The following is a 14,656-nucleotide window of genomic DNA, read 5'->3' on the forward strand; positions in this document are numbered from 1 at the left end:
CTCACCCGAGCCAGTTCTTGGTCTGGATCTGGTCCAGCGCCGCCGGGTTGTCGGCGAGCAGCTGCCGGTAGTACTCCACCGTGCCGCCGATGCCCTCGGCGAGCGAGACCTTCGGCGCGAAGTCGATGGTCTTGCGCAGCTTCGTGGTGTCCACCCACAGGCGGGGCACGTCGGCCGGGCGGTCCTCGGCGAAGATCGGCTCCAGGTCGGTGCGGCCGACCTGTTCCAGCACGGTCCGGGCGAGCAGGCCGATGCTGAGCTCCTCGCCGTACCCGAGGTTCACCACCTCGCCGATCAGCTCGTCGGTCTCCGCGATCCGGGCCAGGGTCTCCGCGCAGTCGGTGACGTGCAGGAAGTCCCGGGTCACGGTGCCGTCGCCGAAGACGATCGGCGCCTCACCGGAGAGCGCGCGCAGGATGAAGCGGGGGATGACCTCGCCGGAGTCACCCTCGAAGTGCGCCCGCGGCCCGTAGTTGTTGAACGGCCGGACGCAGACGACCGGCAGGTCCCAGCACTCCTTGTAGGAGCGGGCGTAGTGCTCGCCGGCCAGCTTGCTGCTGCCGTAGACGGTCAGCGGCCACGGGGTGGTGTCCTCGGTGATCGGGAACTCGGTCGCCCGGCCGTAGATCTCCGACGTCGACATGTAGACGAACCGGCCCACGTTCTCGGCCCGGGACGCCTCCAGCACGTTGAGCGTGCCGAGCGCGTTGACCTGGTGGTTCTCCACCGGGCTGTGCAGCGAGTGACGCACGCCCAGGCAGGCAAGGTGGAACACGACGTCCTGGCCGGCGACGGTCGACCGAGTGGTCTCCTCGTCGAGGATGTCGCCCTCGACGACCTTGATCGCCTCGGCGCCCGGGAAGCGCAGGTTCTCCTTGCGACCGTTGCGGAAGTTGTCCAGCACGGTCACCTCGGCGCCACGCTGCATCAGATGCTCCGCGAGGTGGGACCCGATGAAACCGGCCCCGCCGGTGACCAGGACGCGTGCGCCCTCGATCTGTACCCCAGTCACGCCATGTGCCCTTCGTCAAGCTTGATCATTGTTCCGCCCTCGGCGAGGCTCCGCGAAGCCGCCTGGAGGATCTCCAGCACCCGCAGCCCGGAGCGGCCGTCGGTCAGCGCCGGCGTGCCGGTCGTGATGGCCCGCGCGTACTCGTCGACCATCGTGCGCAGCGCCTCGCGCTCGGTCAGCGCCGGAGCCACCATGTCGCCGGAGCGGTAGGAGATCAGCATGTCACGGCGCTGCTCCTCGCCGAGGTCCTCGCCGGCCGCGGAGGAGACGTCCACGCCGCGGTCGTACACCGAGATCCGCTGGCTGGGGTTGAGATCGTCCCAGACCAGGGTCTTCTTCGAGCCGCCGACGATGGTCGTGCGGATCTTGACGGGGGAGAGCCAGTTCACATGGATGTGGGCGATCGCGCCGTTGCTCAGCTCCAGCGTGAGATAGGCCACGCAGGCCCGTCCCGCGCCGATGCCGTCGGCACCGTGCGCGGCCACCGCGATCGGCCGGACGTCCGGCGGCAGCACGAAGTCGAGGATCGACAGGTCGTGCGGCGCGAGGTCCCAGACGACGTCGATGTCACGCTGAACGAGGCCCAGGTTGATCCGCACCGAGTCGAGGAAGTGCAGCTCACCCAGCTCGCCGGCGTGCAGCATCTCGCGGATGCGCAGGACGGCCGGCGTGTAGCAGTAGGTGTGGTCGCACATCAGGGTCAGGCCGCGGCGGGCGGCTTCCTCGACGAGCTGGACGCCCTCGCTGTAGTTGGCGGCCAGAGGCTTCTCGACCAGCACGTGCTTGCCGGCGCGCAGCGCGGCCATGGCGACCGGGAGGTGGGTGCCGGCCGGGGTGGCGATGGCGACGGCGTGAACCTCGGGGTCGGCGAGGACCTCGTCGAGGTCGGCGGAGACCTGAACGGTCGAGTAACCGCCGAGGACCTTCTTGGCGCGCTCGACGTCGAGGTCGCAGAGCCAGCGCAGGTGGAAGGCCGAGGAGCCCTGGAAATTGCGGACGAGATTGGGGCCCCAGTAGCCGGCCCCGACGACGGCGACGCCGATCGGCTGATCGGGCGTGGTGGGAGGAGTCACGGAGATCCGTTCGTTCTGGAAGCCACGTCGTCGGCTTCGGTAAGGCTTTCGAGGGATGCCGGTGCTTTCCTGGCGGCGTGCGTCCCGACGCGCAAAGCTATCGATCCGGCTACGGAGCGCGCCAGATCAAAGACGGATTTCCGGCGGAGGCGGGGGGTCAACCCCGGACGTTCGGATATTGCCTTTGCACCTGACGGTCAGCGTGGACGGCGACCATCGGTCACAAAGGGTGAGATCGTCGGCTAGCTGACATGATCTTGATCTCGTCGGCACTACCCTGGCGCGATCAGCTCCTCGTGAAAGGGACCACCATGACTTCGCCGACCCGTGAGGGTGTGACCGTCGCGCCGACCGCCGACGTCGACGACCGGGCCGAGATCGGAGCCGGCACCCGCGTCTGGCACCTCGCCCAGATCCGCGAGGACGCCACCCTCGGGAGCAACTGCAACGTCGGCCGCGGAGCGTACGTCGGCCCCGGCGTCACCATCGGCGACAACGCCAAGCTGCAGAACCACGCCCTGGTCTACGAGCCGGCCCGTCTCGGCGACGGCGTCTTCGTCGGCCCCGCCGCGGTGCTGACCAACGACGAGTACCCGCGCGCCGTCACCCCCGACGGCGTCCTCAAGACCGGCGACGACTGGCACGCCGTCGGCGTCACCATCGGCGACGGCGCCGCGATCGGCGCCCGGGCGGTCTGCATCGCTCCGGTCACCGTCGGCCGCTGGGCCCTGGTGGCAGCCGGCGCGGTCGTCACGAAGGACGTCCCCGACTTCGCCCTGGTCGTCGGCGTGCCGGCGAAGCGCATCGGCTGGGTCGGCCGCGCCGGCCGCCCGCTGACCGCCAAGGGCGACGGCATCTGGGTCTGCCCGGAAACCGGCGCCGAGTACACCGAAAAGGACGGCCTCCTCACCGAAAGCTGACCGCCGGGTCACCCCGGATCGACGAACGCCGGCCGTCACCGGGCCGAGGCGCAGCAGGCGCTGGCCCACCGAGCCGAGCAGCACCCCCCGCACCGCACCGCGGCTCGGCAGCGGCAGCGGCTGCCGACCATTCATGGCGACGCCGGGTGCGAGCAGGGCCCGAAAACGCGACCACAAGCGCGAGCTGGTTCGGGCCGGCGCTTTGTGCTCGGGTCCGGCCGTGATCCGGGCGTGCTTTGGGCATGGTCTGGGCGTGCTTGGGCGTTCTCTGGCCGTGCGCGGGTTTTCGGGGTGAGGCGGGCTGGTGGCTGCCGGGTGGGGCGGTGCTGTCTAGGGTTGCGGCATGAGTGATCGTCCGTTGACGCTGCTGGCTGTGCATGCTCACCCCGACGACGAGGTGACCAGCACCGGTGGGGTTCTCGCCAAGTACGCGGCGCAGGGTGTCACCACCATCGTCGTGACCTGCACCGACGGCCGGTGCGGTGATGGGCCGAACGGTGTCAAGCCCGGTGACCCCGGGCATGACCCGGAGGCGGTTGTCGCCACCCGGCGGCGGGAGCTGGAGGCCAGCTGCGCCGCGCTGAAGGTCTCGCATCTGGAGACGCTCGGCTACCACGACTCCGGGATGATGGGCTGGGACACCAACGACGCTCCGGGATCGTTCTGGGCGACCCCGGTCGACGTGGCCGCCCAGCGGCTGGCCGCGCTGATCGAGAAGTACCAGCCGGATGTGGTGCTCACCTACGACGAGAACGGTGGGTACGGCCACCCGGACCACATCCAGGTTCACCGCGTGACGATGGCCGCGGTCGAGCTGGCGAAACCCGCAAAGGTTTACATGAGCGCGATGCCCCGGTCGATGATGGTCAAGGTTGGCGAGCGGATGCGTGAGATGGGCATCGGCCTGGACGGGCCGGCGGCGGAGGACGCGCCGCCGATGGGCTGGGAGGACGAGGACATCACCACGCGGATCGATGTGTCGGACGTGATCGATCAGAAGTTCGACGCGCTGTCCGCGCATGCCAGCCAGGGTGATGGCGCGTTCTTCCTGAGCCTGGGCCGCGAGACGTTCAGCCTGGTCATGGGCGTGGAGTCATTCGTCAAGGTCGGAGACTCAGCCGACGGAAACGAAACGGACCTTTTTAACTAGCCCTGAAAACTAGTCCTGGAAACAGGCGGCCGTCTGTGGCGACTCCGCCTCCACCAGCTGCCGCCCGATCTGCTCCAGCTGACCGACCTGCTCCGGTGTGAGCACGTCGAAGATGAGCCGCCGCGCTTCCCGCACGTGACCGGGCGCGGCGGCGACCACCATCGCCATCCCCGCGTCGGTGAGTGCTGCCTGGACGCAGCGCCCCTCGGGGCTGTCCGTGGTGCGCCGGGTCACCCAGCCCTGGCGTTCGAGCCGGGTCACCGCGTGTGACAGCCGGGAGAGCGAGCCGCCCGCCAGGTGCGCCAGCATGCCCATCCGGACGATCCGGTCGGGTGTCATGGAGAGCCAGGACAGGATCTGGTACTCGAAGAAGTTGATGCCCGAGTCGCGCTTGAGCTGGGCGTCGATCGCCGGGGGCAGGACCGCGAACATGGCGTTGAGCGCCATCCAGGCGTGCCGCTCGTCGTCGGAGAGCCACGGTTCGTCTGTGCGATCGGTCACGACTGAGCACGATACCCGAACTTGGCACTTGAACATTCAATACTTGCGGTGGCAAACTCAGGGAGCAGTTGAACATTCAAATCGGCAGCAAAAGGGAGAACCATTCATGGCCGTCCTGCGTATCGACGCCAGCATCCTCGGACCGAACTCCGCGAGCAGCGAGCTCGCCGATCTGGTCGAGAAGGAGCTGACCGAGGCCAAGCCGGGCACTGAGTTCGTTCGTCGCCACCTCGGCACGAGCCCGCTGCCCTCGGACGCCTGGGCGACCGCCGTCGGCGCCGGTTACACCCCGGCCGACCAGCGCAGCGAGGCGCAGACCAGCGCCGTCGCCCTGGCCGCCGAGCTGGCCGACGAGCTGCGTAACGCTGACGCCGCGATCCTCGCGCTCCCGTTCTACAACTACGGCGTGTCGCAGCACGTCAAGGCCTGGTTCGACCTGGCGATGGCCGGCGGCGAGAACGGCGAGAAGTACCTCGACGGCAAGCCGGTCGTCGTGCTCACCACCCGTGGTGGCGCCTACGGCCCGGGCACGCCGCGTGATGGCTGGGACCACAACACCGATTACCTGCGCCGCGTCGTCGGCGACATCTGGGGTGCCGACCTCATCCTGATCGAGCGTGAGTTCACCCTGGTCGGCGTGAACCCGGCGCTGGACCAGTTCACCGAGACCGCCAACCTCATGCGCAAGACCGCTCACGAGGCCGCCGCGGCCGCCGGTCGTACCCTCGCTGACAAGGCCTGAGACCCGGACCGAGTGGACCGCGCCGAGTTGGCGCGGTCCACTTAGACTCCGGCTGTGCGAATCGGCCGACGGCGCTGGGGCGCCGCCTTCGCGGTGGTCCTGGCAGTCGTTCCGGTCACTCTCGCAGGCCATGCGTGGGTACGGTGGAACGCCGCCGCAGAGGCGAAACCGATAGTTCCGCCGGCCGGAGCGTCCGCCTGGAGCCCCGACGGACGGTCACGCCGCCATGGCCGAGGTCTGCGACCGCAGCCAGTCGGTGACGACCGCAGCGCTCTGCGGGCGCAGGATTCCGTACCCCTGTGCCAGGTCGCAGCCGTACTCCTGGAGCCGGGCGAAGATCTCGGAGTCCTCGACCCCCTCGGCGACGATGCGCATGCCGAGGCTGTGCGCCAGTTGCACGGTGCTCTGCACGATCGCCGCGCTGCGTTCGTCGGTGGCGCAGCGGCTCACGAAGGCGCGGTCCAGCTTCAGGTCGTCGACCGGGAGTTTCTGCAGGTAGCTGAGGCTGGAATAGCCGGTTCCGTAATCGTCGACGGCGAGCCGGATGCCCATCGCGCGCAGGGCACCGAGCACGCTCAGAGCCTGTTCGGCGTCGGTCATCAGCACGCTCTCGGTGACCTCCAGCTCCAGCGCGCTGGTAGGTAGCGCGTACCTATGGAGCAGTTCGGCGATCTGATCGGGGAAACCGGGATCGCGCAGATCGGAAACGGACAGGTTCACCGCCACGGAGATCTCCAGACCTTCGGCATGCCACTCGCGGGCCTGCCGGATCGCGAGCTCCAGCACCAGCGCGGTGATCCGGCCCATCAGGTCGGCGCTCTCCGCGGTGTAGAGGAAGGTGTCCGGGTAGATCAGCCCGCGTTCCGGGTGCTGCCAGCGGACCAGCGCCTCCACGCCGTGCACCCGGGGAACCGGCTCGACGGTGACTTTCGGCTGGTAGTGCAGCACCAGCTCGTCGCGGCCGAGCCCGGCTCGCAGCTCCTCCAGCATGGTGAGCCGCGCCTTGGCCTGGTCGTCCAGGCCGGTCGCGAACACCGGCCCGCCGTGGCCGGTCTTCGCCGTGTACATCGCCACGTCGGCGCGGCGCAGCAGGGTGGACCGGTCGTCGCCGTCCGCGGGGCAGATCGCGATGCCGATGCTCGCGTCGACGTGCAGGTCGACCTCGCGCAGGGCGAACGGTTCCCGGAGTGTGCGGAGCACCTGGTCGACCACTGCGGCCGCTTCGGTCGTACCCATGCCGGGCATGACCAGGCCGAACTCGTCGCCGCCGAGCCTGGCCAGCATGACCGGCGGCTCGATCGACTCACGCAGCCGTTCGCCGACCATGCGCAGCAGGCTGTCGCCGACGTCGTGGCCGAAGCTGTCGTTGACCTCCTTGAACCGGTCCAGGTCGACGAACGCGACGGCCAGCTCGGTCTCGCCCCGGGCGGCGAGCTTGGCGTCGAGGTGCTCGACGAAACAGCGCCGGTTCGCCAGGCCGGTCAGCTCGTCGGTACGCGCCTGCCGGCGGGCCGTGCCGAGTGCTTCCGCGCCGCGGACGCTGAGCATCATGCGTACGATCGCCGCCGCCACCGCTGTCACCGCGAGAGCGCTGCTGACCGGGGCGACCTCGTGCGTGGTGAACGCCGCGTAGGAGAGCAGGGTCAGGCAGAGGAACGCGAGCGCCGAGGGGATCGCGGTGCTCACCAGCATGCTGGGTTTCCGGGCGGTCACACCCTTGGACGGCTGGTGCGCCGCGAGCGCCAGCAGGGTCAGCCCGAGGGTCCACATCATGCCGAGCGAGGCGGGTACGTCGACGGCCTGCCACAGCAGCACCATGCTGATCGCGTCGGCGGTCGCGAACAGGCCCATGCCGGCGATCAGCAGGATCAGCACCCGGTCGGCCCGCCAGCCGGAGAGCGCCCACGCGCCGAGCAGGCAACCGGCCACCGCGATGTCGGAGAGCGGGTACGCCGCGTTGACGACCACCCCGAGCATCGTGGAACCGGGCGCGGGATCGACCGCGTGCAGCACCGGCAGCGACACCAGTGCGGAGACCGCGCCGGCCGCGATCACCCCGTCGAACCAGGCGGGCGCGCTGACCCGCGGCAGCCGATATCGCAGCAGCAGCACCAGTGCCGTCGCGAAACACGGGTAGAACGCCAGCCACATCGGATCGGCCGGGGTGACCAGTGGTTCCGGGTCGAGGTCGGCGACGAACAGGGTCCAGTACAGGTTGCCTGCTGCGTACGCGAGCATTCCGGCGGCCAGGAACAGCCAGGCGGGTCTGGTGGGGCCACGGGTGCGGCGTGCGCGTACCGCCACCAGCACGCCGGGCAGCAGGTAGAAGGCGTTGTTGACGGTACCGGCGAAGAGGGTGTCGCCCACCGCGGAACCGGCGTCGGTGAGCACGCAGGTCACCATGTCGATCAGCAGGAGCGCACCCAGCACCGACCACGCCACCAGCTCGCGGCGCGGCGTCGCTCCGAAGATCGACACGGGCGGCACATCAGCACTATCGGAACAGACGCGAGATACGTGAGCCCTTCACGACCTCGGCGCGTGCCCGTCCACCGCTAGGAACGCTCCGAGCAGCAGGATCCCGATCAGGGCCGCGCTCACCGGGTCGATCCCGACGATCGTGGAGACCACAGCGGTGCCGGCGTCGTCCGGCAGCACGGTCGCGGGCATCGGGGCCGGCACGGCCCGCCACGCGGCGACGGCGCCGGCCGCGTGCAGGAGGGCGCTGACCGCCAGCACGCAGAATCCCCAGACAGCGGCCCGGCGTGCCGGCGGCCAGAGGATCGCGAGTGCGGTGCCGAACCCGCCGCAGGCCAGCATCAGCAGACTCGTGCCGGCGAGCGCCCGGATCGCCTGGTCGCGCATCCGGGCGGCGTCGCTGTTCATCGCGAGGATCTCGCTCACCGTCGCCGACGCCGTCGCGGACTGGAACACCGCGAGGTTGTGGGCCTGCACCAGCACGGCGAGGGCCAGGCCGAGCAGGCCCAGCCGGATCAGCACCCGCACGGCCACCGGCATGACCCGATGCGTGAGGACCGGGTGCAGCGCGAGCATCACGAAGACCACCACGCCACCGAGGCCGAGCAGCCACGGAGCGGCGAACAGCGCGCCGCCGACAGCGACCACGGCGTCGGCGATCAGCACGCCGAGCACCGCCTTCGGGAACCGCACCAGCTCAGGCTATGGGCCGCCTGTGTACCGCGTTTGCGGTACGAGCAGTGACCCCACCGGGATGACGACAGGATGACAGCAACCGGGGAGTGTCATCGGTGTGTCATCTCGGACGAAACGCCTCCTCGCCGCCCTGGTGGTCGCCGCTGGTGTGATCGTGCTTCTCCGGCAGGAATTCCCTGACCCGGCGTCGATGCTCACCGCCTGGCGGACGGCCGGCACCTGGTGGCTGGCGGTGGCACTGCTCGCGGCGACCGCCTCCCAGATCGCGTTCGCCCAGCAGCAGCGAGCGCTGCTCTTCGCGTTCGGCGCCCGGTTGCGCAGGCGGGAGGCGGTCGCGCTCACCTACAGTCGCAGCGCGCTCAGCATGGTGCTTCCGGCCGGCGCGGTGGTCTCGGCCGCTTACGCGTACCGGCACTATCGCCGTTACGGCGCGACCTCGGCGGCGGCCGCGACCGTCACGGTTCTGTCCGGCGCGGTGTCGGTGGCCGCGTTGTCACTGCTCTACGCGGTGGGCGCGCTCTTCACCGGCCTCTGGTGGGCATCGGCGCTGCTGGTGGTCACGCTGGTCGCCGCCGTCGCGCTCCTGCGGCGCGCGAACGCGCCGAAGATCAAATTCCGCTCCGCGTTTCTCACCCGGATTGCCGCCGGCGCGAGCGAGGCGATCATTTCAGCCCGAGGGGTACGCACTAAGAGCTGGCTGACAACGCTGAGTTACGCGATCGTCAACTGGGCCCTCGACCTGGCGTGCCTGCTGGCGGTGGCCGCGGCTTTCCACGTGACGGTGGGCGTCGAGAAGATCGCGTGGGCGTACCTGACCGCGCAGATCGTCCGGCAGATCCCGGTGACCCCGGGCGGCATCGGCCTGATCGAGGCCGGCCTGCTGGCCGGTCTCGTGACCGCGGGCGCACCCGGCACGGCGGCGGTCGCCGTGGTCCTGGGCTATCGCCTGCTCTCCTTCTGGCTGCTGCTCCCGGCCGGCCTCGCCGGTCACCTGTTGTTGAGCACCCGGTGCGTCACGTGGGTCACCAGCGACGCGGACCGCGACGACACCTGCTCCAGCCTCAGCGGCGGCACCCCGTCGAAGAGCCGCTGACCGGCCCCGACCGTCACCGGTGCGATATTCAGCGTTCGGGCCCCCACCAGCCGGTCCAGGACAGGTCGTGCTCGCCGCGGATCGGGCCGAACATGTTGCGGCCCATGATGAACGCGCCGGCATCCAGGATCGCGTCGATGACCTCGCGGTTCTCCTCCGGGGTCTCGAACATCCAGCGGTGCAGCTGGTCGGCCGGACCGTCGCCGAACGGCTTCTCGGCTGTCTGGTTGACACCGGCGACGAAGCCGTCGGCGGACACCGAGACGGTGGCGGTGACGAAGACCATGACCTCTCCTCAGGGCTCAAACCGATTGCAAACTGCTACCGGTTTGCACCGTAGCGAAGACCAGTTGTAGGGTGCAAGTGGTACTCGGGAGGAACATGTGACGACCGTGGAAGAGCCCCGCTCCGGCTGCCCGATCAACCTCTCGCTGGAGGTTCTGGGCGACAAATGGTCGCTGCTGATCATCCGCGACATGATGTTCGGCAACCGGCGTCATTTCCGCGCCCTGCTCACCCGGTCCGAAGAGGGCATCGCGTCGAACATCCTGGCCGACCGCCTGCGCCGCCTCACCGAGCTCGGCATGATCACCTCCGAGCCCGACCCGGGTCACAAGCAGCGGATGCTGCTCAGCCTCACCGAGCCGGCCATCCAGCTGGTGCCGGTCCTCGCCCACCTGGGCGCGTGGGGCCGCCGCCATCTGCCGGTCACCCGCGAGCTGGCGATCCGCGCCGAACTGCTCGAACGCGGCGGTCCGGAGCTGTGGGCCGACTTCATGGACGAGCTGCGCGAGCTGCACCTGGGCATCAAGCGGGCACCCGGCACGCCATCGGTCCTGGACGGCCTGACCGCGGCTTTCCTAGCCGAGTCCGCCCGCGCCGACAGCTGAGTTCGTCGTGAATCGGGCGATACGCACATCTGCCCGTTGGCGCGGAACCTACCCTTCCGGTTTAGAGGATAAATCCGGAAAGGTCAGGTATTAGCCATGAAATTCAACTTCTCGTCGGGCATGGGACTGCTAATGATCGGAGCGGGTCTGGCGGCGGGCGCGAACTTCGGGGCGGGCGCGGCGTCCGCCGCGCCGGTGCCCGCGGATGCGGGAGGCGCCTGCTGCCGGCTTCCGAATCCCGGGGACCTTGAGGATCGCATCCTGCGGAGCCTTCCGGTGCCGAGCGACGTCGGCACTGATGGCAGCTCGTGGACCGCTCCCGCTGCCGCCGGCACGGTCGGCATCGACACCGGCGGCACCTCCGTGACGAACATCCCCGGTGGCGGGGGTGCTCCGATCGGCACCGGTCCGGTCGATCCGAACCCTGGAGCCGGCACGGTCATCCTTGACACGAACACGGACACGAGCTGTTACGACATCGGTTTCTGGTTCACCGATCCGATGTGCTGACGGTCGTCCTTCGGGCCGGCGGGGTAGCCCCACCGGCCCGACTCGGTCTGACGTTATTTAAGGTTATTTAAGACTGTTAAACATTGACGGTCGTGACGGTGCGCGATTGTGTTGAGGCACCCCTGATCCCCGTACCGTCGTGAGGTCTTCCCCATGAACAAGCGCAAGTTTCTCGGTCTCGCCCTGTCCGCCGCCGTGGTCGGTGGCCTGGGAATTCTCGGTGTCACCAACGCCTCGGCCGCGGCGCTCGACCCGAGCCTGCCGCCCGGCGGCAACTTCGATCTGGCCGTCTGGTCGCTGCAGCTGCCGGTCGGCTCGCCGGGCAGCCCGGAAACCATTTCGCCGGCGCGTCTCAAAGGTGCGAGCGGTTACACCAACCCGACCTTTTTCTGGACCGACAAGAACGACGGCTCGATGACGTTCTGGGCGCCGGAGAAAGGCGTGACCACGCCGAACTCCAAATACGCCCGCTCCGAGCTGCGCGAGATGAACCGCGACGGCAGCGCGGCCAACTGGACGCTGGCCGGCAACCACACGCTCAGCGCGCAGCTGCGCATCGTCTCAGTGACCAAGAACGTCGCCGTCGGCCAGGTGAAACTCGGCACCGGCGGCTCCTCGACCAAGCCGCTCGCCGAGCTGTACTACCGGCCCAACGGCGACATCTTCTTCGGTACGCAGAACTCGCCCGACGCCAGCGGCCAGACCCTGCACAAGGTCGGCAACGTCGCGCTCGGTGTGAAGTGGACCTACGTCATCAACGTGGTCGGCAACCAGCTGGGCCTGACCCTCAACGGTCAGAAGACCAGTTACACGATCCCGTCGGCGTTCAACCCGTACCGGCAGTACTTCAAGGCCGGCTCCTACAACCAGTCGTCGTCGGAGAGCACCTCGAACGGGGCGAAGGTGAAGTTCTACAGCCTCACGGTGAAACACGGCTGACCCTGGCCGATGCTGATCACCCCGGCCCGCCGGGGTGATCAGCTGCTGCGGCGACGCGTCCGGAGGACGTGATGGATGGCGACCAGCGGGATCACGCCGATCGGGTACCAGAGCATGTCCGCCGAGTCGTAGTGAGCGCCCAGCACCAGCCGGGCGATCAGGCTCCGCTCCGACAGGTGCTCCGGAACGCCCGTCAGCTGGAACAACTCGACCGCCCAGCAGAAACCGATCGCCGCGATCCCGGCGGTGACCGGCCGCGCGGCCGGGACCAGCACGAACACGCCCGCGTAGATCATGGAGGCGTAGAGCGCGGTCCCGGAATTCTGCGCGAAAGCACCCGAACCGTCCAGGATCCCGCCACTGCCGGGCATCAGCCGGATCCCCAGCGCCACGGCCAGAATGACGAGCGCCGCCAGGACGGCCGTCGCCCGCACTTTGATCACGGCGTGACGGTAGAAGGCCGGTTCAACCAGTGCGTGCGCACGCACAATGGGAGCTAGGCTGGCGTGATGAGCGCCACCGACACCGCTGCCTGGGCGGCACTGCTGCGAGTGCACGCCGCCCTGGTCCCGCGGCTCGATCGTGAACTGCAGGCCGCCTGTGGATTGCAGCTCGCCTGGTACGACGTCCTGCTCGAACTCGACTCCGCCCCGGACCGCCGCCTCAGCATGGGCGAACTCGGTCAGCGGGCAGTCGTCAGCCGTACCCGGGCAAGCCGTGTGGTCGACGCCCTGGCCGCGGCCGGTCTTGTCACGAGGGAGAGCAACCCGGACGACCGCCGGTCCGCGTACGCAATGATCACCGAAGCCGGGCGTGCCCGGCTGGGTGAGGCGGCGCCGACCTATCTCGCCGGCGTCGAGGAGCATTTCACCAGCCGGATGGGCGGCGAGGAGTCCCGGACGGTCGCCGCGGCGCTGGAGAAGGTCCTCAAAACTGCGGCGGAGTGACAGGAGTCCGGTTTCATCCTCCGCAGACTACCCACGGACGCGTGTTCTCGAAGTACCGTTCCTGGGTAAGGCAAGGCCGCGATGGGCGTAGCCGCGGACAGGGTGGGTGACCAGGGATGTCTACCAAAGACACACGCCGGGAGTTCGACCGGATCATCGGGCGGTTGGCAGCAGACGACCCCAAGTTCGCGGAGCCGCGTACCCTGACCAGGCAATTGCTGGTCGCGCTGTCCGTTGTCGGCGGTTTGGTCTGGGCCGGTCTGTCGATCCTGATGGTCGTCTGGGGCGCCGCCGGGGTGATCGTCACCTGCGTGGCGGTGGTCGCGTTCATCCTCGGCGTCTTGCGCTGGAATCGCCGCATTTGACCAACCTCGGCGCCTCGGCGCCGGCTCCTTCTTGGGTACGCCTCTCAGAGGCGCACGTGGGCCCCCAGCGGGGGCCCACGCACCTGCTCAGCGCTTGGCGGAACGCCTCGTCATCAGCTGAGCAGCTTGCCGATGTTCTCCGGCGCGAAGAACTCGGCCGGGTTAGTCACGCCTGAGTTGAGGCGGGTGAAGGCGTCCACCTTCTCCTGGTCGCCGATGATCGCCGAGACCAGCTGGACCATCTGCTCGTCCGGCGGCTGCAGCGACGCGATGCCCAGCGTCATCTGGTAAACCGGCATGGCGCGCGCGTCCCGCGTCTCCTGGTACCCACGCAGTGCCGCGTCCTCCGGCTCCGTGCCGGTCAGGGCGATGTCGAGTGCCGCGGCCAGGTTCTCCGCGTCGAGGAACGCATCGGTGATGCCCTGCGCCGTGATGTAGTCACGGTTGTAACCGGCGTCGCCGACCAGCGCCCAGCCGGGACCGAACGGCACCCGGAAGTAGTTCGGCACCGACGAGCCGACCAGTTTCGACTCCAGTTTCGCCCCGGCGATGCGCTCGGCGAAGGCGGGCGAGAGCGCGAACGTGCGGTACAGCTCGCCCTCGATGTCGTTGCGGTGCTCGGCGAGCTCCGCGTGCGGCCAGCCGCCGATCACCAGGGTGAGATCGTCGTTGGTCGGGCACACCGCCCAGCCGCGGCCGGGCCTGCTGTACGCCTCGAAGGTGTCGGTCGGCAGGTTGCTCCAGTACCCGTAGTAGCCGACCGTGAGCGGGTCCTGCTCGGCGTACTGTTCCGCTTTCACGGACTTGGCGACGATCGAGTTGCGGCCGTCCGCGCCGACGACGAACCGGGCGTGCTCGCTCGCGCCGTCGGTGCCCCGGATCCCGGTCACCCGGCCGTCGTCGAACAGCAGCTCGTCGACGCTGTAGTCCTCGCGTACCTCGACGCCGGCGGCCACCGCGGCGTCCACCAGGATCTTGTCGAGCAGCAGGCGGCGGGGCGCGTAGGCGTACGGGGACTCGGGCGTACCGGGTGCGCCGGTGAGCGAGATCGGCCCGAAGTCGAAGGAGTACTTGCCGACCGGCGGGCATCCGGTCGCGGCGACCTGGTCGAGCAGGCCCCAGCGCTTCAGGGCGGCGGCGCCCGGCGGGTGAATGACGTGGGTGGAGACCGTGTCGCTGGGGAACGTGGCCCGGTCGACCAGCAGCGTCCGGTGTCCCTGGCGTGCCAGCAGCGTCGCGAGCGGCGCCCCGGCGCAGCGCGCGCCGACCACGATGACGTCATAGTGCGGGTTCGTCATGTATGTCCTCACATCGATCTTGCGGCCATAGTGGACGGTATG

Annotated in this window: 17 protein-coding genes; 9 read left to right on the forward strand and 8 right to left on the reverse strand. The window is 69.1% G+C overall.

Annotated features, from left to right (window positions below; all coding sequences use genetic code 11):
• Position 1: 1 nt before the first annotated feature.
• Together B0I29_RS43145 and B0I29_RS43150 are read right to left on the reverse strand one after the other, a co-directional pair.
• A complete protein-coding gene (locus B0I29_RS43145; protein WP_111654976.1) occupies positions 2-1,012 on the reverse strand; it encodes an NAD-dependent epimerase/dehydratase family protein in 1,011 nt (336 codons plus the stop codon).
• Positions 1,009-2,085, reverse strand: a complete 1,077-nt coding sequence (locus B0I29_RS43150) for a Gfo/Idh/MocA family protein (protein ID WP_111654977.1) — start codon at positions 2,083-2,085, stop codon at positions 1,009-1,011. Before B0I29_RS43150 ends, B0I29_RS43145 begins: the two co-directional genes overlap by 4 nt.
• A gap of 311 nt (positions 2,086-2,396) precedes the next feature.
• On the opposite strand from B0I29_RS43150, the gene B0I29_RS43155 reads away from it, so the two are divergent.
• Positions 2,397-3,005, forward strand: a complete 609-nt coding sequence (locus B0I29_RS43155) for an acyltransferase (RefSeq protein WP_111655011.1) — start codon at positions 2,397-2,399, stop codon at positions 3,003-3,005.
• A 343-nt stretch (positions 3,006-3,348) separates the two neighbouring features.
• Positions 3,349-4,155 (forward strand): PIG-L family deacetylase, encoded by an 807-nt coding sequence (locus tag B0I29_RS43160; RefSeq protein WP_111654978.1) that lies wholly within the window; start codon positions 3,349-3,351, stop codon positions 4,153-4,155.
• Between the two features lie 9 nt (positions 4,156-4,164).
• Here B0I29_RS43160 and B0I29_RS43165 read toward each other — a convergent pair whose 3' ends face one another.
• Positions 4,165-4,656, reverse strand: a complete 492-nt coding sequence (locus tag B0I29_RS43165; protein ID WP_245973195.1) for a MarR family winged helix-turn-helix transcriptional regulator — start codon at positions 4,654-4,656, stop codon at positions 4,165-4,167.
• Between the two features lie 106 nt (positions 4,657-4,762).
• Here B0I29_RS43165 and B0I29_RS43170 point away from each other — a divergent pair, with 106 nt between their 5' ends.
• Positions 4,763-5,398, forward strand: a complete 636-nt coding sequence (locus B0I29_RS43170; protein ID WP_111654980.1) for an FMN-dependent NADH-azoreductase — start codon at positions 4,763-4,765, stop codon at positions 5,396-5,398.
• A 216-nt stretch (positions 5,399-5,614) separates the two neighbouring features.
• Here B0I29_RS43170 and B0I29_RS43175 read toward each other — a convergent pair whose 3' ends face one another.
• On the reverse strand, positions 5,615-7,876 hold the full coding sequence (locus B0I29_RS43175) for a putative bifunctional diguanylate cyclase/phosphodiesterase (RefSeq protein WP_111654981.1): 2,262 nt from the start codon (positions 7,874-7,876) through the stop codon (positions 5,615-5,617).
• Positions 7,877-7,924: 48 nt separating this feature from the next.
• The gene (locus B0I29_RS43180; RefSeq protein WP_111654982.1) at positions 7,925-8,569 is read right to left on the reverse strand and encodes a hypothetical protein; all 645 of its coding nucleotides are present in this window, start codon (positions 8,567-8,569) and stop codon (positions 7,925-7,927) included.
• 100 nt (positions 8,570-8,669) lie between these two features.
• Between B0I29_RS43180 and B0I29_RS43185 the strand changes: the two genes are divergently transcribed.
• Entirely contained in the window at positions 8,670-9,665 is a 996-nt protein-coding gene (locus B0I29_RS43185; RefSeq protein ID WP_181558276.1) for a lysylphosphatidylglycerol synthase transmembrane domain-containing protein, read from the forward strand.
• 28 nt (positions 9,666-9,693) lie between these two features.
• Here B0I29_RS43185 and B0I29_RS43190 read toward each other — a convergent pair whose 3' ends face one another.
• Positions 9,694-9,951, reverse strand: coding sequence for a dihydrofolate reductase family protein (locus B0I29_RS43190; RefSeq protein WP_245973196.1), 258 nt, complete (start codon positions 9,949-9,951; stop codon positions 9,694-9,696).
• A gap of 97 nt (positions 9,952-10,048) precedes the next feature.
• Between B0I29_RS43190 and B0I29_RS43195 the strand changes: the two genes are divergently transcribed.
• The 3 genes from B0I29_RS43195 (at position 10,049) to B0I29_RS43205 (ending at position 12,004) form a co-directional block, all read left to right on the forward strand.
• Positions 10,049-10,555: a winged helix-turn-helix transcriptional regulator gene (locus B0I29_RS43195; RefSeq protein ID WP_220091589.1), complete on the forward strand. Its 507-nt coding sequence runs from the start codon at positions 10,049-10,051 to the stop codon at positions 10,553-10,555.
• Between the two features lie 96 nt (positions 10,556-10,651).
• Positions 10,652-11,065: a hypothetical protein gene (locus B0I29_RS43200; protein WP_111654984.1), complete on the forward strand. Its 414-nt coding sequence runs from the start codon at positions 10,652-10,654 to the stop codon at positions 11,063-11,065.
• Positions 11,066-11,218: 153 nt separating this feature from the next.
• Positions 11,219-12,004 carry a polysaccharide lyase family 7 protein gene (locus tag B0I29_RS43205; protein WP_111654985.1) on the forward strand — a complete coding sequence of 262 codons (786 nt, stop codon included), beginning with the start codon at positions 11,219-11,221 and terminating at the stop codon, positions 12,002-12,004.
• A 38-nt stretch (positions 12,005-12,042) separates the two neighbouring features.
• Here B0I29_RS43205 and B0I29_RS43210 read toward each other — a convergent pair whose 3' ends face one another.
• Positions 12,043-12,447, reverse strand: a complete 405-nt coding sequence (locus B0I29_RS43210; RefSeq protein WP_146617094.1) for a ribosomal maturation YjgA family protein — start codon at positions 12,445-12,447, stop codon at positions 12,043-12,045.
• A 66-nt stretch (positions 12,448-12,513) separates the two neighbouring features.
• Between B0I29_RS43210 and B0I29_RS43215 the strand changes: the two genes are divergently transcribed.
• Entirely contained in the window at positions 12,514-12,951 is a 438-nt protein-coding gene (locus B0I29_RS43215) for a MarR family winged helix-turn-helix transcriptional regulator (RefSeq protein WP_111654987.1), read from the forward strand.
• A 116-nt stretch (positions 12,952-13,067) separates the two neighbouring features.
• Positions 13,068-13,316, forward strand: coding sequence for a DUF3040 domain-containing protein (locus tag B0I29_RS43220; RefSeq protein WP_111654988.1), 249 nt, complete (start codon positions 13,068-13,070; stop codon positions 13,314-13,316).
• A gap of 113 nt (positions 13,317-13,429) precedes the next feature.
• Here the strand turns inward: B0I29_RS43220 and B0I29_RS43225 are convergent, their stop codons facing one another.
• The gene (locus B0I29_RS43225; RefSeq protein ID WP_111654989.1) at positions 13,430-14,614 is read right to left on the reverse strand and encodes an NAD(P)/FAD-dependent oxidoreductase; all 1,185 of its coding nucleotides are present in this window, start codon (positions 14,612-14,614) and stop codon (positions 13,430-13,432) included.
• Positions 14,615-14,656: the final 42 nt, after the last annotated feature.

Source organism: Actinoplanes lutulentus, assembly GCF_003259845.1.
Taxonomy (GTDB): Bacteria; Actinomycetota; Actinomycetes; order Mycobacteriales; family Micromonosporaceae; genus Actinoplanes; species Actinoplanes lutulentus.